This window comes from Marilutibacter aestuarii (assembly GCF_006546775.1).
GTDB lineage: Bacteria > Pseudomonadota > Gammaproteobacteria > Xanthomonadales > Xanthomonadaceae > Marilutibacter > Marilutibacter aestuarii.
In genome coordinates this window covers 41,022-57,617 of sequence record NZ_VICE01000090.1, presented here as the reverse complement: position 1 = coordinate 57,617, position 16,596 = coordinate 41,022, and the positions used below count along the sequence as shown (strand labels likewise).

Genomic DNA, 16,596 nt, shown 5'->3' with positions numbered 1-16,596 from the left:
GGCCGGAGACGCCACGGCAGCCTGGCGCGACGCCGACCTGGCCCATGGCCTGCCGCGCCTGGACGCCTCGCAGTCGGGCCAGTGGACGCCGCAGCAGCTGTCGCTCGAGCGACTGCGCGCCTTCAGCGTGAAGAAAGGCTGCTACCCGGGCCAGGAGATCGTGGCCCGTACCCACTTCCTGGGCAAGGCCAAGCGCGGCCTGGCCGGGTATCGTGCCGGGACGGCGGTGGCCGTCGGCGCCGCGGTCGGCGATGGCGAACGCGAGACCGGCACCGTGGTCTCGGTATCCAGTGACGGTCTGACCTGCCTTGCCGTGGTGCCGCTGGACGGCGGGCCGGCGCCGCGCGTGCGCGTGGGCACGCTCGAGCTCGAACCGCTGCCGCTGCGGGACGGCCTCGGGCGCTGACGCCCGGCCCCGATCAGGCCAGCGCGGCGGCCGCTTCGACGATCGCTTCTTCCGAGGGAATGACCGCGAACGCAGCGCCGGCAAGCGGAGTGAAGGTGTCCGCACCGGCCACACGTCCATAGGGACGCGCGCCGAAACCGCCCTCGATGATCGCCGTGACGATGCCCTCGCCCACGCCGCCGCTGCGGCGCCCTTCGTCGACGACCAGGATCCGCTTGGCGCTGCGCGCCTGTTCGCGGATGTAGTCCACGTTGAGCGGCACCAGCCAGCGCAGGTCGACCACCCGGCACTTCCAACCGTGCGCGGCCTCGATCGTGCGCGCGGCGCGCAGGCTCATCGGGACGCCGTTGCCGTAGGTGAACACGACCAGGTCGTCATGGCCTTCTCCATACACGCGGCCCTCGCCCAGTACCATCGCCTCGCCGGGCGGCGGGTACGCGGTCAACCAACCGCCATCGCCGGGCTCATGCAGGTCCTTGGTCATGTACAGCGCGATCGGCTCGAGGAAGATCGAGACCCGCCCGTCGACCTTCGACAGCGCCACCAGCGTGCGCAGCATGGTCGCCGCGTCGTCGCCGCGCGAGGGACAGCCGACCACCAGGCCGGGGATGTCGCGCAGCGCAGTGATCGAGTTGTCGTTGTGGAAGTGGCCGCCGAAGCCGCGCTGGTAGCCCAGGCCGGCCACGCGCACGACCATCGGGTTGGCGTACTGGTTGTTGCTGAAGAACTGCAGGCTGGCCGCCTCGCCGCGGATCTGGTCGCAGGCGTTGTGGAAGTAGGCCAGGTACTGGATCTCGGGGATCGGCAGCATGCCCATGTTGGCGAAGCCCTGCGCCATGCCCAGGATCATCGTCTCGTCGAGCAGCGTGTTGAACACCCGGCGCGGACCGAAGGCCTTCTGCAGGCCCTTGGTGACGGTGTAGACGCCGCCCTTCTGCGCGACGTCCTCGCCGAACAGCAAGGTCTCGGGATACTTGGCGAAGACGTCGTGCAGGGCGTTGTTGATCTGGATCGCCATGTGGCGTGGCGCCTGCCGTTCGGGCAGGCGCGACTCGCCCCCGAACACGGCCTCGCGGCGTTCGGGCTCGCCCTTCCGCCGCGCCTCGGCCATCACCGCCGCCGGCGAGAACGGGGCCAGCGGGGCGACCACCTCGTCCAGGCGCTCGAGCTTGGGCCGGCGATCGGCTTCCCCGGCCGCGGCGAAGCAGCGCCGCCGGGTGGCTTCGTACAGCGCCAGCACCTCGTCCTTCGACATCAGGCCCGACTCGAGCGCGATCGCCGCCGAGCGCAGCAGCGGATCGCCCGCCTCCACCCGGCACAACTCGTCGATCGAGCGCCACTCGATCTCGAAGTCGGTGCCGGCGTGGCCCATCAGCCGCTGGGTGCGCAGGTGCAGGAAAGTGGGGCGGCGGGTCTTCCGGCAATGCTCGACGGCGCGCTGGACGTCGCCGTAGCCCGCGGCCAGGTCGAGGCCATCGGCGGCGAAGTAGTCCAGCCCGTCCATGCGGCTGAAGCGGTTGCCGATCCAGCCGCCGGGCGTCTTGACCGAGATGCCGATCCCGTTGTCCTCGCAGACGAACAGCACCGGCGCGGGCAGCTTCTGGTATGCGGTCCACGCCGCGGCATTGAACGCCGTCTGCGCGGTGGCATGGTTGGCCGAGGCGTCGCCGAAGGAGCAGATCGCGATGCTGTCGTCCGGCACCGGCAAGGCGTGGCCGAGGCGGCGGCCGGCCTCGATCGCGATCGCGGTGCCCAGGGCCTTGGGCAGGTGCGAGGCGATGGTCGAGGTCTGCGGCAGCACCCACAGCGGCTTGCTGCCCCAGACCTTGTGGCGGCCGCCGCTGGCCGGGTCGTCCTTGCTGGCGGCGAACGACAGCGCCGAGTCCATCACCGGGTCCATGCCCGGCAGCTTGCGGAAGCGCTCGGCCATGAAACCGCCCGAGCGGTAGTGCAGGAACGCCGGATCGGTGTGCCGCGCAAGCCGCGCGACCATCGCGTTGCCTTCGTGGCCGGACGAGCCGATGGTGTAGAAGACCTTGTTCTGCACGCGCAGCACGCGTGCCATCAGGTCCAGGTGGCGGCTGACCAGCTGCGACTCGAACAGCTCGCGAAAGCCCCGGGCGTCGAGTGCGCTGTGGGGCAGGATCGCCTCGCCGGGCGCGGGCGCGGCATCGCGATGGCCCTGCCAGGCCTTCACGAACTCGGTGAAGTTGACGTCGCAGATCTCGGCACGGTTGAGGCCCTTCATGCGGGCGGGTATCGGATCGGGAACAGTGGCGAACATGGATGGATGGGCTCCGCCCCACGGGTCGCGGGGCACTTGGATTCGAAGGGTCAGCCGGCCGCCAGGGAGCGCGCGATACGCTCGGCGGCACGCGCGTCGGGCGCGGGCATGGGGACGAAACCGGGCGTCGCGCGCACGCGATCGCACCAGGCTTCGATGGCGGGGTACGGCGACAGCGCGATGCCACCCTCGCCCGCCACGTGGGTATACGCGTGCAGGGCGATGTCGGCGATCCCGTACGCCGGACCGGTGAACCAGTCCTGCCCGGCCAGGTGCCGCTCCATCACCGAAAGCGCCTCGTGGGCGCGGCGGCGGAGCCCGGGAAGCTCGGCGCGCCGGGGCGAGTCCAGTTCGGTCCAGCCGCAGATGAAGCGTGCCACGGCGACATAGGGCTCATGGCTGTACTGTTCGAAGAACATCCAGCTCAGTGCCTGCGCGCGCTGCCACGGGTCGTCGGGCAGGAACGCGGTGCCGTCCGCCAGCCAGTGCAGGATGGCGTTGGACTCGACGAGGACGCGCCCGTCCTCGAGCTCGAGCATCGGCACCTTGCCATTGGGGTTCTTCGCCAGGTAGGCGGGCGTGCGCGTCTGCCCGTTCGCGCTGTCGGTCTCGACCCAGCGATACGGGCGGTCCAACTGCGTGAGCAACAGGCGCAGCTTGTGGCAGTTGCCCGAGGGCGAGAAGCCGTGGATGGTGATCACCGCGACGACTCCGCGCGGCGGGCGCGCCAGGCCTCGCGGCTCTGCCCCCACAGGTCGGCCTCGTGCGTGTCCAGCGGCGGAGGCAGCGCCGCCTTGCCCAGGCGGGTAGACCCCAATCGAACCGCGACCTGCTGCGATGCGGTGTTCGCCGGGGCGATGCAGTGGATCACTTCGGTCCAGCCCAGGGTGTCGAAGGCCCAGTCGATCGCCGCCTCGCAGGCTTCGGTCGCGTAGCCACGGCCACGGGCATCGGGATGGAAGGCATAGCCGACCTCGGTGCCGGGCCAGCCGTCAGGCTGCCACGGCCCGGCCTGGCCGACCCAGCGCCCGCTGGCCTTCTCGACCACCGAGAACATCCCGAAGCCCTGGAGCATCCAGGCCCCGGGCATCTGCAGGAAGCGCCGCCACGCGTCGCCCCGCGACAGCGGCCCGCCGATGTGGCGGGCGCTCTCGTCGCCGAACAGCTCGGCATAGCGCTCGAAATCCCCGGCCTGCGGCAAGCGCAGGACCAGGCGCCCGGTCTCGATGACCGGCGCGCCGCCAATCTCCAATGCCACGTCCAATCCTCCCATCCCAAGCGTGCCGCCGCGCCGACGCGCGCGGTCAGAACGCGCTGATGCCGGTGAGCTCGCGGCCGATGACCAGCTGGTGAACGGTTTCGGTGCCCTCGTAGGTGATCACCGACTCCAGGTTCAGGGCGTGGCGGATCGCCGAGTGCTCGGTGGTGATGCCGGCGCCGCCGAGCAGGTCGCGGCATTCGCGCGCGATGTCGATGGCCATGCGGCAGTTGTTCCACTTCGCCAGCGACACCTGCTGCGGCTGCATGGTGCCCGAGTCCTTGAGGCGTCCCAGCTGCAGGACGAGCAACTGCGCCAGGGTGATCCGCCGCGCCATCTCGGCGAGCTTGATCTGCGCGCTCTGCGTGGCCGCGACCGGCCGGTCGAACAGGATGCGCTCCTTTGAGTAATTGAGCGCTTCGTCCAGGCAGGCGATCGCCGCGCCGATCGGGCCCCAGGTGATGCCGTAGCGTGCCTGCGTCAGGCAGCCGAGCGGGCCCTTGAGGCCCTTGACGTTGGGCAGCCGGTTGGCGTCGGGTACGCGGACGTTGTCGAAGAACAACGAGCTGGTCACCGAGGCGCGCAGGCTCATCTTGTGCTTGATCTCCTGCGCGGCGAACCCGGCCATGCCCTTCTCGACGACGAAGCCCTGGATGCCGTCCTCCGTCTGCGCCCAGACGATCGCGATGTCGGCCAGGTTGCCGTTGGTGATCCACATCTTGGAGCCGTTGAGGATCCAGTCGTCGCCGTCGCGCTTGGCCTGGGTCTTCATGTTGGCCGGGTCGGAACCGCCGTGGGGTTCGGTCAGGCCGAAGCAGCCGATGACCTTGCCCGCGGCCATGTCGGGCAGCCAGCGCTTTCGCTGCTCCTCCGAGCCGTAGGCGTAGATGGGGTACATGCACAGCGAGGACTGCACCGAAACGAAGCTGCGGATGCCCGAGTCGCCGCGCTCGAGTTCCTGGCAGATCAGGCCGTAACTGACGGCGTTGAGGCCGGCGCAACCGTATTCTTCCGGCAGCGAGGACCCCAGCAGGCCCAGTTCCGCGATCTCCGCGACGAGCTCCCGGGGGAAGCGTGCCTGGTCGAAGGCGTCACCGATGATCGGCAGCACCCGCTCGTCGGTGAAGCGCGCCACCGTGTCCTGTACCGCGCGCTCCTCCTCGGTCAGCAGGGATCGGACGTCGAACAGGTCGTAGGGCTGCAGGGCCATGGTGCGCTCGCGAAGGAAGGGGACCGGCATTGTATCGGCGCCCCGGCGCGAGCGGCACCCCACGCCGACGCCCCGGACAGACGGTGATACGGCACGGTACGGAGCGCCGCGTCGATGCGAGGGACCGGCCCAAAGAAAAGGGGCCGGACAGGCCGGCCCCTCGGGGTGCAGCGCTGGTGACGGATCAGCCGCGCGCGACGGGGTCGCTGGCGTCGGCGGTCTGGGTCACGACCTTGCCATCGATGACCGGCAGGCGGTCGCCGGGACGCTCGTCCATGCGCACCGAGCCCTCCTGGCCGTCGTAGCGGTAGGTCACGTCATAAGCGACGACGGTCTCCTCGTCGCCGAGCAGGATGCGCTCGCCCGGCTTGCTGTCCAGGCGCTTGGTGCCGGTGCTGCCGTCGGGCGCCTTGTAGGTCACGTCATAACCGACGACGCGGCTGGTGTTGGACGTGTCGGTCACGGTCCGGCACTGGCGGTCGGTCCGCTCGACGACCTGCCCACCGACGTGGTTGCGGTCGACGCGGTTGCCGATGTAGCCGCCCGCCGCCGCGCCGGCCGCGGTGGCGACCTTGCGGCCGTTGCCGCCGCCCACCTGGTTGCCGATCACGCCGCCGATGATGGCGCCGGCCACGGTACCGCCGACGTTGCCGTCGCGCTCGGGCAGGCGCTCCTGCACCACGACGTCTTCGCAGACTTCGCGCGGGGTCGAGGTGGAGCTGGTCTCGCGAACGGCGTCGGTGCTCAGGACCGCGGCATACAGCGGCTGCTTCTCGGTGACGGGCTGGACCTCGACCACGTCGGCGTATTCCACGCCACCGATGGCATTGTCCTCACGATCGCCGAACAGGCCGCTGTCGGCACCTTCGGCATCGAGCGAGACCTCTTCCACCCGGTCGTCGCCGGAGAAGCTGTTGTACGCCGCGACGGCGATGCCGCCTACCAGCAGGGACGCCAGTGCAACTGCCAACATGCTCTTGTTCATCAGGGGCCTCCATTAGGAACGGGAATGATTCCCGTACTTCGTCTTGACGGTGATTCGACCACTTCCAAGCTGAACAAGCACCTATTTTTTTGCCCGACGAGGGCCAAATGTGAACGCAGGCAAAAAGCCGCCCACGAATCCTTGTGATAGCGTCCACAGAATCCGATATCACCGGCATGACGATGGCGACCTCCCTGCTCTCCCCGCTCTTCCGTTTCGTCGAGAAGCTCAGCTACCCGAAGCTGTTCCTGGTGACGGCAGCGGTGTTCGTCGTCGACCTGTTCGTGCCTGACATGGTGCCCTTCGCCGACGAACTGCTGCTGGGCCTGGCCACCCTGTTGCTGTCGCGCAAGCGCAAGGACCGCGGCGTCACCCTGGACGCCGACCGCCGCTGAGCGGGGCCACGCGGTGCTGGTCGACAGCCATTGCCACCTGGACGCGCCGCGTTTCGATGCCGACCGCGACGCGGTGATCGCGCGGGCGCGCGCGGCCGGCGTGACGCGGCAGGTGGTGCCGGCGGTGACGGCGGCATCCTGGGCCGGACTGCGCGACGCCTGCCGGCGCGCGCCGGGCCTGTACGCGGCCTACGGCCTGCATCCGATGTTCATGGACGCCCACGAGCCGGGCGACCTCGAACGCCTTGCGCGATGGCTGCAGACCGAGAAGGCGGTCGCCGTCGGCGAGTGCGGGCTGGACTTCTTCGTGGAGGGCTTCGATGCCGAAGCGCAGGCCTTCTATTTCGAGGGCCAGCTGCGCCTGGCGCGCGACCTGGACCTGCCGCTGATCATCCACGCGCGCAAGGCCGTGGACGCGGTGATGGCCGCGATCCGCCGCTTCGCCCCGCTGCGCGGCGTCGTCCACAGCTTTTCCGGGAGCCTGGACCAGGCCCAGCGCCTGCACGGGATGGGCTTCATGATCGGCCTCGGCGGCCCGGTCACCCACGAGCGCGCGCGGCGCCTGCGGCGCGTCGCGGCCGAGGTCGACATCGAAAGCCTGCTGGTCGAGACCGACGCGCCCGACCAGCCCGATGCCGGCATCCGCGGCGAACGCAACGAACCCGCGCGCCTGCCCCATGTGGTCGAGGCGATCGCGCACCTGCGCGGGATGGCGCCCGAGGCACTGGCCCGCGCCACCGCCCGCAACGCCGAACGCCTGTTCGGTCTCCCGCCCGCCTGACCCGACGCCCCCGCGTCAGCCGGCCGGCCGCGCCTTGCGCAGCAGTTCGATCGCCTTGCCCACGGCCGCGAACGCGAACGCGCCGGTGACGTGGGTGGCGGCGCCCAGGCCGCCGCCGCAGTCGAGCTTGAAGCCCGCCTCACCGTCGACCTTCGGCCTCACCCCGCACACGCTGCCATCGGGCTGGGGGTACTGGACGTTCTCGAGCGAGTAGACCGCGGCGACGCTGAAGTACCGCGAGGGGCTGCGCGGGAAATTGAACTCGGCGCGCAGCTTCTTGCGGATCAGCGCCAGCATCGCGTCGTGTTCGGTGCGCGACAGGTCGCGCACGCGCACCAGCGTCGTGTCGGTACGGCCACCGGCCGAGCCCACCACCACCAGCGGCAACTTGCGCCGCCGGCACCAGGCGATCAGCTCGACCTTGCTGCGGAAGCTGTCGCAGGCGTCCACCACCAGGTCGAAACCCGGCGCCAGCAGCTCGGCGACATTGCCCGCGGTCAGGAAGCTCGGCACCGGGTCCACCGAGATCGCCGGGTTGATGGCCAGGCAGCGTTCGGCCATCGCGTCGACCTTGTTGCGCCCGTACTGGCCCGCGAGCGCCGGCAGCTGTCGGTTGGTGTTGGATACGCACAGGTCGTCCGCGTCCACCAGCGTGAGGTGGCCGATGCCGGTCCGCGCCAGGGCCTCGGCGACCCATGAACCCACGCCGCCCATGCCGACGACGGCGACCCGGCAACGCGAGAAATGCGCGACCGTCCCCCGGCCGTACAGCCGGTCGATGCCGGCAAAGCGTTCGAGCCAGCCGGCGTCGAGCCCAAGGCCCGGGGCGCCGGCGGCGGGTGCGGCGATGGTATCGGGAGTCTGCATGGGCGCCATTCTATGGCCTCCCCGCGGTGGCCACATGCCGCCGTGATATCGTGCCGACAACATTCCCCGAGGCCAGGCCATGAACGCTCCCCAGCCCAACGACACCGCGGCCAAGAAGCCGACCGGCAACGCGCAGAAGTTCCTCTTCATGCTGATCCTCGGCCTGGTGCTGGGCGCGATCGCGACGGTCATGGCGATGCGGGCCTTGCAGGCGCGCAAGGACCACTTCCCCGACAGCGTCATGCAGGTCCAGCAGTGGCACCTGGCCCAGCTGCGTTCCAACGTCGAGCACAGCCGTTGCAGTGCCACCGACACCATCCCGCACATCAAGACCCTGCGCGAGATGGCCAACGACCTTGAGCCGGCCTTCCCCGACCTGCGCGACGACGAGCGCTTCGTCAAGGCCGCGAGCGGCATGCGCGCCGCCCTGGATACCGCGCTCGGCAGCCCGCCGCTCAACTGCGCCGGCGTGGAGCAGCTGGTCGCCGACGTCGGCGGCGCGTGCAAGGCCTGCCACCAGGATTTTCGCTGAGCCGTCATCCCGCTGAACGCTTCCCCGAAGCGTTGACGACGCATTCATGATCGCTTTCCTAGCTTGGGCTGCACGTGGTCGACGAAGACCACCCCACCCGACGCAGGAGATTCCCTCATGAACCGATTCAACCTTCGCATGGCCGGCCTGGTGGCCGCGAGCGCGCTCGCCGTGACCGGTTGCGCCACTTCCGGATACGGTTCGGCCGGCGCGGGCTACGGCAGCACCTCGCCGGGTTACGGCTACGGCTCGCAGCCGGCCAATTGCGCCGACTGCGGCGTGATCACCCGCATCGATCCCATCGAGACCGGTACCGCCCCCAATGCCACCGGCGCGATCCTGGGCGGTCTGGTCGGCGCGGTCGCCGGCCGCGAACTGGCCGAAGACGAGAGCAAGGGGCGCCAGAACACCGCCACCGTGGCCGGTGCGGCCGCGGGCGCGGTCGCCGGCAACGCCGTGCAGAACTCGGTCCAGACCAAGTACGAGGTCTATGTCCGCATGAGCGACGGCCGCACCAACCGCATCAACATGAACAACGTCGTCGGCCTGCAGGTGGGCGAGCAGGTCCGCGTCAGCAACGGCCGCATCATCGGCAGCTGACGCATCCTCGCGACGCGCTCCCATGCGCCGCGGGGAGCGCGATCGCGGTGGAGTCCGCAACGGGCCTGCCAGCGGCCCAAAAAGAAACCCGGCCAGTGGCCGGGTTTCTCTTGCATCCTGATTCGCGGGCGGCGCCGCGACGGGACGACCTGGATTTACAGCGGCTCGACGGCGTCGGCCTGCAGGCCCTTCTGGCCCTGGACGACGGTGAACGAGACCTTCTGGCCCTCCTGCAGGCTCTTGAAGCCCTGGGTCTGGATGGCGCGGAAGTGCACGAACACGTCTTCGCCGTTCTCACGGCTGATGAAGCCGAAGCCCTTGGCATCGTTGAACCACTTGACGGTACCGGTTTCGCGGTCGGACATTTTGACTTGCTCCTTGGAACGTTGACGGGGACATCGCGGTTGCGAAGTGCTGGTTGCAAGGAGGAAGCGAGGTGCAACGATGTAGCGGATCATTGGATCAACCGCATCGGGCCACGATTCACGGTGACCCTAGCAAACGCAGCATCGGCAAATTACCCCGCACAATGTGAAAATGCAATCGGGCCATCCCGGCCCCGCCAATACCCCGCCCGACAGGACACCCGGCCCTTGGATATCCAGAATCTGTATTACGCGCTTGCCGCGATCATGATCCTCGTCGGCATCGCCGGCACGGTACTGCCGGCACTGCCCGGGATTCCGCTGGTATTCGTCGGCATGCTGCTGGCGGCCTGGGCCGGGGACTTCGCCCACGTGGGCTGGCTGCCCCTGCTGTGCCTGGCGATCCTGACGGTGCTGTCGCTGGTCGTCGACTTCGCCGCCACCGCGATGGGCGCCAAGCGGGTGGGCGCCAGCCGGCTCGCGATCGCGGGCGCGGTGATCGGCACGTTCGCGGGCCTGTTCTTCGGACTGATCGGCATCTTCGTCGGGCCCTTCGTGGGCGCCGTCCTCGGCGAATTCCTGCATACCCGGCAGATGGGCCAGTCCACCCGCGTCGGCATCGGCACCTGGGTCGGCATCATCGTCGGCACCGTGTTCAAGCTCGGGCTCGCCTTTACCATGCTCGGACTGTTCGTCGCCGCGCTCTTCTTCTGACGCGCCCCCGTTTCCCGACCGACCCGGAAGTTGCCCATGCCACGCCTGCCCCTGCCCGCCGCCCCCGTCCTGCTCGCGTTCGCCCTGCCGCTGCCGGTGCTGGCCCAGTCGGATCCGGATGTCGCGACGCCGGAAGCCTGCGTGTCGATCGTGGCCGACGCCGACCGGCTCGCCTGCTACGACCGCAGCCTCGGGCGCGGCGCGCGCGCGCCCAAGGATGCGGACATCGCCGCGCGCGAGGCCAAGGCGATCCAGGAAAACCTCGAGGTCGGCGAGGCGGTCGCGCCCGAGGCGGTGCCGGCGATGGGCGCGGGCGGCGAGCTGTACCCGAACGACGACCCGCTCGATCGCGCGATCGCCAACGCCGGCAAGGGGTCCCTGCTCGACAGCCGCTGGGAGCTGGCCCGCGACTCCAAGCTGGGCATCTTCAACTTCCGCGCCTACAAACCCACCTACCTGCTGCCCGCGTTCTGGACCAGCGACGTCAACGACACGCCCAGCTCGCCCAACCCCAACAACACCGTCACCCAGCCGATCGGCCTGGACGCGCTGGAAGCGAAGTTCCAGCTGAGCTTCAAGATGAAGGCCTGGGAGAACATCTTCGGCGACAACGGCGACCTGTGGCTGGGCTACACCCAGAGTTCGCGCTGGCAGGTCTACAACAGCGACATCTCGCGACCGTTCCGGGAAACCAACTACGAGCCCGAAGTGACGTTGATGTTCCGCAACAACTACAGCCTGCTGGGCTGGAACGGGCGCATGGCGGGCATCAGCCTCAACCACCAGTCCAATGGCCGTGCCGATCCGATCTCCCGCAGCTGGAACCGCGTCGTCGGCACCGTCGGCCTGGATCGCGACAACTGGTCGCTGGTGCTGCGACCCTGGTGGCGCGTGGACGAAGACGCCGCGGACGACAACAACGCCGACATCGAGGACTACGTCGGCCGCGGCGACGCCACCCTGGTCCACGTGCGCGGCGGCCACCAGTTCTCGCTGACCGCACGACATTCATTGCGCGGGGGCGACCGCTCGCATGGTTCGCTGCAGTTCGACTGGGGATTCCCGATCCACAACAACCTGCGCGGGCACCTGCAGGTGTTCGATGGCTATGGCGAAAGCCTGATCGACTACAACCATCGCGCGACCTACATCGGCCTGGGCGTGTCCATGCTGGAGTGGTACTGAGCGGTCGACGCGACCCGGTCGGTGGGAAGGTCGGTCCGTCGAAAGGAGATGCGGCCCCCGTGGCCCAACAAGGAGGAACCGGCATGAAGATGCGACGCATCCTTTCCCTCGACGGAGGCGGCATCCGCGGCCTGGTCGGCTGCATCTGGCTGTCGGGCATCGAGGATGCCCTCGCCCGTGCCGGCAAGCCAGGCCTGGTCAAGCACGTCGACCTGATCGCCGGCAGCTCGACCGGCGCGCTGATGGCCTGCGGCCTGGCCGTCGGCCTGTCACCCGCGCAGCTGGCGGACTGGTACCGCAAGGAACGCCACGTCATCTTCCCCGGCATGGCCGGTCGCCTGTGGTCACGGGCCGGTCGCCTGTTCACCCAGGGCGTTTCGGCGCCGCGCTACGACGCCAAGGGGCTGGAGAAGGTCCTGCGCAAGGTGTTCGGCACCACGACCCTGGGCGAGGCGAAGCTGCCGCTGCTGATCACCAGCTACGACACGATCGCGCGCGTGCCGGTGGTGTTCAAGAGCTTCAAGCCCGAGCACGCCGACCTGCCGATGTGGGAAGTCTGTCGCGCCTCCAGTGCCGCGCCGACCTACTTTCCCGCGCATGGCATGGTGGTCGAGGGGCGCAAGCGCGCCCTCATCGACGGCGGCGTGGTCGCCAACAACCCCACCGCCTGCGCGATCGCCGAGGCGCTGCGCAAGGACCAGCGGGTGGACAACGCCCACGACCTGCGCGTGGTCTCGGTCGGCACCGGCGAGCGCAACCGGCCCATCGACCTGAAGTCGGCGCGCGAATGGGGCGCGCTGGAATGGGCGACGCCGATCATCGACGTGCTGTTTGACGGCAACACCGATTCGGTCGACTACATCGCCCGCCACATCGTCGGCGATGGCTATTTCCGCCTGCAGTCGCAGCTCACCCCGGGACTGGACGACCTGGACGACGTCAGCGACACCAACATCGCCGCACTCGAGGCGATGGCCACCCGGTACCTCCTCCAGCCCGCGACGCGCAGCCTGCTTGGCCGCATCGCCGAACAGCTCTGAACCTGGGCCTAGGTCCAGTCCTCCAGGCCTTCGCGCCGGTACACCTCGCGGAAGGAAGGCAGGTCCTTCATCCGCCGCGCCAGCGCGCGCAACGCCGGCCAGTCGTCGCTCGGCCGCGGCATGTTCCGCGACCAGCGCATCAGCATCGTGAACACGAAGTCGACCGCGCTCATCGACGTGCCGAGCAGGTAGGGCCGGCGGGCGCGCAGGTGCGAATCGACCTGTTCCCATGCCGATTCGATCGCCGCGCGCGCACGCTCGCGCACCGCGTCCGCGTTCTCCGCCCCGGCTGCCTCGTCGGCATAGAACCACGCCCGGTAGGCCGGCATGAGGGTGTAGACCGCGAAGCACATCCAGCGGTAGTAGTCCGCGCGCGCCGGCGTGCCGGTTGGCGGCGCCAGCCCGGCACCGGGATACAGGTCGGCCAGGTGCATCGCGATGGCCGCCGATTCGGTCAGCACCTGTCCGTCGATGACCAGGGTGGGCACGCGGCCCTGCGGATTGAGCGCGAGGTAGTCCGCGGTCTTGTGTTCGCGCTTGTCAAAGTCAAGCAGCACCAGTTCGTGCTCGACGCCCAGCTCGATCAGCAACCAGTGGACGACCAGCGAGGCGGTGCTGCGCGAGCCGTGGAGGACGACGCTCATGCCGGCTCCACCACGACCGGGATCTTGCCGATGCGCGCCTGCCACTCGCGCGGCCCGGTGCGGTGCACCGACTCGCCCTGGCTGTCGACCGCCACCGTCACCGGCATGTCCTGCACGGTGAACTCGTAGATCGCCTCCATGCCTAGGTCCTCGAAGGCGACGACGCGCGCGGCCTTGATCGCCTTCGACACCAGGTAGGCCGCCCCGCCGACCGCCATCAGGTAGGCCGAGCGGTGCTTGCGGATCGCCTCGATCGCGACCGGGCCGCGCTCGGCCTTGCCGACCATGCCCAGCAGGCCGGTCTGTTCGAGCACCTGCTCGGTGAACTTGTCCATGCGTGTCGCGGTGGTGGGACCGGCGGGACCCACCACTTCGTCGCGGACCGGATCAACGGGCCCGACGTAGTAGATGAAGCGTCCCTTGAAATCGACCGGCAGCGGCTCGCCCTTGTCGAGCATCGAGACGATGCGCTTGTGCGCCGCGTCGCGCCCGGTCAGCAGCTTGCCGTTGAGCAACAGCACCTCACCGGGCTTCCAGCTGGCGACCTCGTCCGGCGTGATGGCATCGAGGTCGACCCGGCGTCCCTTGCTGGCGTCGTAGGTCAGCTCGGGCCAGTCCTCCAGCGAGGGCGGATCGAGCGTGACCGGGCCGCTGCCGTCGAGGGTGAAGTGGGCGTGGCGGGTGGCGGCGCAGTTGGGGATCATCGCCACCGGCAGGTTCGCCGCGTGCGTGGGGTAGTCCTTGACCTTGATGTCGAGCACCGTGGTCAGCCCTCCCAGGCCCTGGGCGCCGATACCCAGCGCATTGACCTTCTCGTACAGCTCCAGGCGCAGTTCCTCGGCGCGGTTCGACGGCCCGCGCGCCTGCAGGTCGGTGATGTCGATCGGCTCCATCAGCGACTCCTTGGCCAGCAGCATGGCCTTCTCGGCGGTGCCGCCGATACCAATCCCGAGCATGCCGGGGGGGCACCAGCCGGCGCCCATCGTCGGGACGGTGCGCAGCACCCAGTCGACGATCGAATCGGAGGGATTGAGCATGGCGAACTTCGACTTCGCTTCCGAGCCGCCGCCCTTGGCCGCGACGATGACGTCGACGGTGTTGCCCGGCACGATCTTCACGTTGACGACGCCCGGCGTGTTGTCCCGGGTATTGGCGCGCTTGCCCGCCGGATCGGCCAGGACGCTGGCACGCAGCTTGTTGTCGGGATGGTTGTAGGCGCGACGGACGCCTTCGTGGACCATGTCCTCCACGCCCATGGTGGCGTCGTCCCAGCGCACGTCCATGCCGATCTCGAGGAACACGGTGACGATGCCGGTGTCCTGGCAGATCGGCCGGTGGCCCTCGGCGCACAGCCGCGAATTGATCAGGATCTGCGCCATCGCGTCCTTCGCCGCCGGCGAGGCCTCGCGCTCATGGGCCGCGGCGAGGTTCCGGATGTAATCGACCGGGTGGTAGTAGCTGATGTACTGCAGGGCGTCGGCGACGGACTGGATGAAATCATCCTGCTTGATCGAAACAGGCGTCCGGGAAGCGGGCTGGCTGGCGGTCACGGCATCGGCTGGCTTGGCGGTGGGGGCCATATTCTACTGCCCGGCCCCGCCGCACGCAGCCGCGCCGGACGCGGCCGGTATAGTGCGCGGTGCGCCCCGGCCCGGGCCGGGACGGACCCGTCGCCGCGGACGCCCCCAATGCAAAGCCTCATCCTCCATCTCGACCTGATCGGCACCTTCGTGTTCGCGCTCAGCGGCGCCATGCTCGGCGTGCGCCACCGCCTGGACCTGTTCGGGGTGCTGGTGCTGGCCTTCGCCACCGCCAGCGCCGGCGGCATCCTGCGCGACCTGCTGATCGGCGCCACCCCGCCCGCCGCGCTGCACGACTGGCGCTACCCGGCCATCTGGATCAGCGCCGGCCTGATCGCCTTCGCCTGGAGCCCCTGGATCGAGCGCCTGCACCAGCCGGTGCGCGTGTTCGACGCCCTGGGCCTGGCGGTGTTCGCCGTCGCCGGCACCGACAAGGCGCTCGGCGCGGGGATCGGGCCGCTGATGGCGCCCTGCCTGGGCATGCTGAGCGGGATCGGCGGGGGCATGCTGCGCGACGTCCTGCTGGCCCGGGTGCCGCTGGTCCTGCATGCCGAGCTCTACGCGATCGCGGCACTGGCCGGCGCCAGCGTGGTGGCGGTCGGGAGCGTGCTGCATCTGCCCCCGGTGCCGGTGACCGTCGCGGGCGTCGCGCTGTGCTTCTCCCTGCGGCTGGCGGCGCTGCGCTACGGCTGGCACTTGCCCAAGGCCCTGCAGGCCCCGCCCGGGGACGATGCCGCCTGAACCGGTCCCGCACTGTCACGCGCACGCGCCCTGCCCCGTCCTGCCCCACATGACCATCGACATTTTCCAGCACCACCGCCCACGCCTGTTCGCGCTGGCCTACCGGCTGCTCGGCAGCCGCGGCGACGCCGAGGACGTGGTCCAGGACGCCTGGCTGCGGTGGTCGCAGGCGGAACGGGACGCCGTCCGCGACCCGGAAGCCTGGCTGGTCACCGCGACCACGCGGCTGGGGATCGACCGCCTGCGCAGGCTCCGGCACGAACGCGACGCCTACCCGGGCCCCTGGCTGCCCGAACCCGTGGACGTGGATGCATCCGCCACGCCCGAGGCCGGCGCCGAGATCGCCGACCAGGTGTCGCTGGCCTTCCTGGCCCTTCTCGAGCGGCTGGGACCCGAGGAACGCGCGGCCTTCCTGCTGAAGGAAGCCTTCGACCATGACTACGAGCAGATCGCGGCGCTCCTGGGGCACAGCGTGGCCAACTGCCGGCAGATGGTGCATCGCGCACGTGGGCGCCTGCAGGCGGGACGCCCGCGCTTCGAAGTCCACCGCGATCGCCATCGCGAACTGCTCACGCGCTTCATGCAGGCCGCCCAGACCGGCGACGAATCCGCCATCGTGCGCCTGCTCGACGCGAACGCGCGCCTGGTCTCCGACGGCGGCGGCAAGGTCACGGCGGCCATCCGGCCCCTGTTCGGCGCCGAGCGCATCGGCCGGCTCTACGCCGCGGTCGCGCGCAGGGTCGGCCAGGAGATCCACGCCACGATCGGCACGGTCAATGGCGAACCGGCCATCATCCGCACGCGCGAGGGCCGGCTGGAGTCGGTCACCACGATCACCCTCCGCGAGGGCCGCATCGACGGCATATTCACCGTCCTGAACCCCGTCAAGCTGCGCCACTGGCGGGCGAACTGAGCAAGGCGGCGTCCGCGCAGTGTCACGCGCAAGCGTCGCGCCACGTCCTTGACCTGGAACGGCCATCCCGGCCGCAATGCGAAGAGGACGAACCCC

The 16,596-nt window shown here is 69.6% G+C and carries 19 protein-coding genes; 10 read left to right on the top strand and 9 right to left on the bottom strand.

From position 1 onward, the window contains the following. The coding region (ygfZ, locus tag FKV25_RS16480; RefSeq protein WP_246072039.1) for a CAF17-like 4Fe-4S cluster assembly/insertion protein YgfZ at positions 1–406 on the top strand (406 nt) is incomplete at its 5' end. Between the two features lie 13 nt (positions 407–419). On the opposite strand, the gene FKV25_RS09680 is transcribed toward ygfZ, so the two are convergent. The 5 genes from FKV25_RS09680 to FKV25_RS09660 form a co-directional block, all read right to left on the bottom strand. Then, complete coding sequence (locus tag FKV25_RS09680; protein ID WP_141518592.1) at positions 420–2,690, bottom strand: thiamine pyrophosphate-dependent enzyme; 2,271 nt, start codon at positions 2,688–2,690, stop codon at positions 420–422. Positions 2,691–2,740: 50 nt separating this feature from the next. Continuing rightward, positions 2,741–3,388, bottom strand: a complete 648-nt coding sequence (locus FKV25_RS09675) for a glutathione S-transferase family protein (protein ID WP_211345408.1) — start codon at positions 3,386–3,388, stop codon at positions 2,741–2,743. Then, a complete protein-coding gene (locus FKV25_RS09670; protein WP_246072038.1) occupies positions 3,388–3,948 on the bottom strand; it encodes a GNAT family N-acetyltransferase in 561 nt (186 codons plus the stop codon). Before FKV25_RS09670 ends, FKV25_RS09675 begins: the two co-directional genes overlap by 1 nt. Positions 3,949–3,994: 46 nt before the next feature. Beyond that, positions 3,995–5,158, bottom strand: coding sequence for an acyl-CoA dehydrogenase family protein (locus tag FKV25_RS09665; protein WP_141518598.1), 1,164 nt, complete (start codon positions 5,156–5,158; stop codon positions 3,995–3,997). A 184-nt stretch (positions 5,159–5,342) separates the two neighbouring features. Beyond that, entirely contained in the window at positions 5,343–6,143 is an 801-nt protein-coding gene (locus FKV25_RS09660; RefSeq protein WP_170218605.1) for a glycine zipper 2TM domain-containing protein, read from the bottom strand. A gap of 176 nt (positions 6,144–6,319) precedes the next feature. Between FKV25_RS09660 and FKV25_RS09655 the strand changes: the two genes are divergently transcribed. Together FKV25_RS09655 and FKV25_RS09650 are read left to right on the top strand one after the other, a co-directional pair. Next, a complete protein-coding gene (locus tag FKV25_RS09655; RefSeq protein WP_425462622.1) occupies positions 6,320–6,538 on the top strand; it encodes a DUF6116 family protein in 219 nt (72 codons plus the stop codon). A gap of 16 nt (positions 6,539–6,554) precedes the next feature. After that, positions 6,555–7,319 carry a TatD family hydrolase gene (locus FKV25_RS09650; protein ID WP_141518595.1) on the top strand — a complete coding sequence of 255 codons (765 nt, stop codon included), beginning with the start codon at positions 6,555–6,557 and terminating at the stop codon, positions 7,317–7,319. Positions 7,320–7,334: 15 nt separating this feature from the next. Here FKV25_RS09650 and FKV25_RS09645 read toward each other — a convergent pair whose 3' ends face one another. Beyond that, the gene (locus FKV25_RS09645) at positions 7,335–8,186 is read right to left on the bottom strand and encodes a tRNA threonylcarbamoyladenosine dehydratase (protein ID WP_246072037.1); all 852 of its coding nucleotides are present in this window, start codon (positions 8,184–8,186) and stop codon (positions 7,335–7,337) included. Between the two features lie 79 nt (positions 8,187–8,265). On the opposite strand from FKV25_RS09645, the gene FKV25_RS09640 reads away from it, so the two are divergent. Beyond that, positions 8,266–8,718 (top strand): cytochrome c, encoded by a 453-nt coding sequence (locus FKV25_RS09640; protein WP_141518588.1) that lies wholly within the window; start codon positions 8,266–8,268, stop codon positions 8,716–8,718. A 117-nt stretch (positions 8,719–8,835) separates the two neighbouring features. Next, positions 8,836–9,318, top strand: a complete 483-nt coding sequence (locus tag FKV25_RS09635; RefSeq protein WP_246072036.1) for a glycine zipper 2TM domain-containing protein — start codon at positions 8,836–8,838, stop codon at positions 9,316–9,318. 155 nt (positions 9,319–9,473) lie between these two features. Here FKV25_RS09635 and FKV25_RS09630 read toward each other — a convergent pair whose 3' ends face one another. Next, positions 9,474–9,683: a cold-shock protein gene (locus tag FKV25_RS09630; RefSeq protein WP_141518587.1), complete on the bottom strand. Its 210-nt coding sequence runs from the start codon at positions 9,681–9,683 to the stop codon at positions 9,474–9,476. Positions 9,684–9,911: 228 nt separating this feature from the next. Between FKV25_RS09630 and FKV25_RS09625 the strand changes: the two genes are divergently transcribed. The 3 genes from FKV25_RS09625 (at position 9,912) to FKV25_RS09615 (ending at position 12,622) form a co-directional block, all read left to right on the top strand. Further along, positions 9,912–10,397, top strand: coding sequence for a DUF456 domain-containing protein (locus FKV25_RS09625; RefSeq protein WP_141518586.1), 486 nt, complete (start codon positions 9,912–9,914; stop codon positions 10,395–10,397). A 36-nt stretch (positions 10,398–10,433) separates the two neighbouring features. After that, a complete protein-coding gene (locus FKV25_RS09620; protein WP_141518585.1) occupies positions 10,434–11,582 on the top strand; it encodes a phospholipase A in 1,149 nt (382 codons plus the stop codon). An 83-nt stretch (positions 11,583–11,665) separates the two neighbouring features. Then, entirely contained in the window at positions 11,666–12,622 is a 957-nt protein-coding gene (locus FKV25_RS09615) for a patatin-like phospholipase family protein (protein WP_141518584.1), read from the top strand. An 8-nt stretch (positions 12,623–12,630) separates the two neighbouring features. Here FKV25_RS09615 and FKV25_RS09610 read toward each other — a convergent pair whose 3' ends face one another. Both FKV25_RS09610 and FKV25_RS09605 read right to left on the bottom strand, forming a co-directional pair. Continuing rightward, complete coding sequence (locus FKV25_RS09610) at positions 12,631–13,266, bottom strand: glutathione S-transferase family protein (protein WP_141518583.1); 636 nt, start codon at positions 13,264–13,266, stop codon at positions 12,631–12,633. Continuing rightward, a complete protein-coding gene (locus FKV25_RS09605; RefSeq protein WP_246072035.1) occupies positions 13,263–14,846 on the bottom strand; it encodes a fumarate hydratase in 1,584 nt (527 codons plus the stop codon). Before FKV25_RS09605 ends, FKV25_RS09610 begins: the two co-directional genes overlap by 4 nt. A gap of 108 nt (positions 14,847–14,954) precedes the next feature. Between FKV25_RS09605 and FKV25_RS09600 the strand changes: the two genes are divergently transcribed. Further along, a complete protein-coding gene (locus FKV25_RS09600) occupies positions 14,955–15,587 on the top strand; it encodes a trimeric intracellular cation channel family protein (RefSeq protein ID WP_141518582.1) in 633 nt (210 codons plus the stop codon). A 49-nt stretch (positions 15,588–15,636) separates the two neighbouring features. Further along, positions 15,637–16,500 (top strand): RNA polymerase sigma-70 factor, encoded by an 864-nt coding sequence (locus FKV25_RS09595; RefSeq protein WP_141518581.1) that lies wholly within the window; start codon positions 15,637–15,639, stop codon positions 16,498–16,500. Positions 16,501–16,596: the final 96 nt, after the last annotated feature.

What these genes read in the sequence shown, in the direction of transcription:
- FKV25_RS09680 (WP_141518592.1), bottom strand. Translation starts at nt 2,690, where the DNA reads ATGTTCGCCACTGTTCCCGATCCGATACCCGCCCGCATGAAGGGCCTC.
- FKV25_RS09665 (WP_141518598.1), bottom strand. Translation starts at nt 5,158, where the DNA reads ATGGCCCTGCAGCCCTACGACCTGTTCGACGTCCGATCCCTGCTGACC.
- FKV25_RS09660 (WP_170218605.1), bottom strand. Translation starts at nt 6,143, where the DNA reads ATGAACAAGAGCATGTTGGCAGTTGCACTGGCGTCCCTGCTGGTAGGC.
- FKV25_RS09655 (WP_425462622.1), top strand. Translation starts at nt 6,320, where the DNA reads ATGACGATGGCGACCTCCCTGCTCTCCCCGCTCTTCCGTTTCGTCGAG.
- FKV25_RS09645 (WP_246072037.1), bottom strand. Translation starts at nt 8,186, where the DNA reads ATGCAGACTCCCGATACCATCGCCGCACCCGCCGCCGGCGCCCCGGGC.
- FKV25_RS09640 (WP_141518588.1), top strand. Translation starts at nt 8,266, where the DNA reads ATGAACGCTCCCCAGCCCAACGACACCGCGGCCAAGAAGCCGACCGGC.
- FKV25_RS09635 (WP_246072036.1), top strand. Translation starts at nt 8,836, where the DNA reads ATGAACCGATTCAACCTTCGCATGGCCGGCCTGGTGGCCGCGAGCGCG.
- FKV25_RS09630 (WP_141518587.1), bottom strand. Translation starts at nt 9,683, where the DNA reads ATGTCCGACCGCGAAACCGGTACCGTCAAGTGGTTCAACGATGCCAAG.
- FKV25_RS09620 (WP_141518585.1), top strand. Translation starts at nt 10,434, where the DNA reads ATGCCACGCCTGCCCCTGCCCGCCGCCCCCGTCCTGCTCGCGTTCGCC.
- FKV25_RS09615 (WP_141518584.1), top strand. Translation starts at nt 11,666, where the DNA reads ATGAAGATGCGACGCATCCTTTCCCTCGACGGAGGCGGCATCCGCGGC.
- FKV25_RS09610 (WP_141518583.1), bottom strand. Translation starts at nt 13,266, where the DNA reads ATGAGCGTCGTCCTCCACGGCTCGCGCAGCACCGCCTCGCTGGTCGTC.
- FKV25_RS09605 (WP_246072035.1), bottom strand. Translation starts at nt 14,846, where the DNA reads ATGGCCCCCACCGCCAAGCCAGCCGATGCCGTGACCGCCAGCCAGCCC.
- FKV25_RS09600 (WP_141518582.1), top strand. Translation starts at nt 14,955, where the DNA reads ATGCAAAGCCTCATCCTCCATCTCGACCTGATCGGCACCTTCGTGTTC.
- FKV25_RS09595 (WP_141518581.1), top strand. Translation starts at nt 15,637, where the DNA reads ATGACCATCGACATTTTCCAGCACCACCGCCCACGCCTGTTCGCGCTG.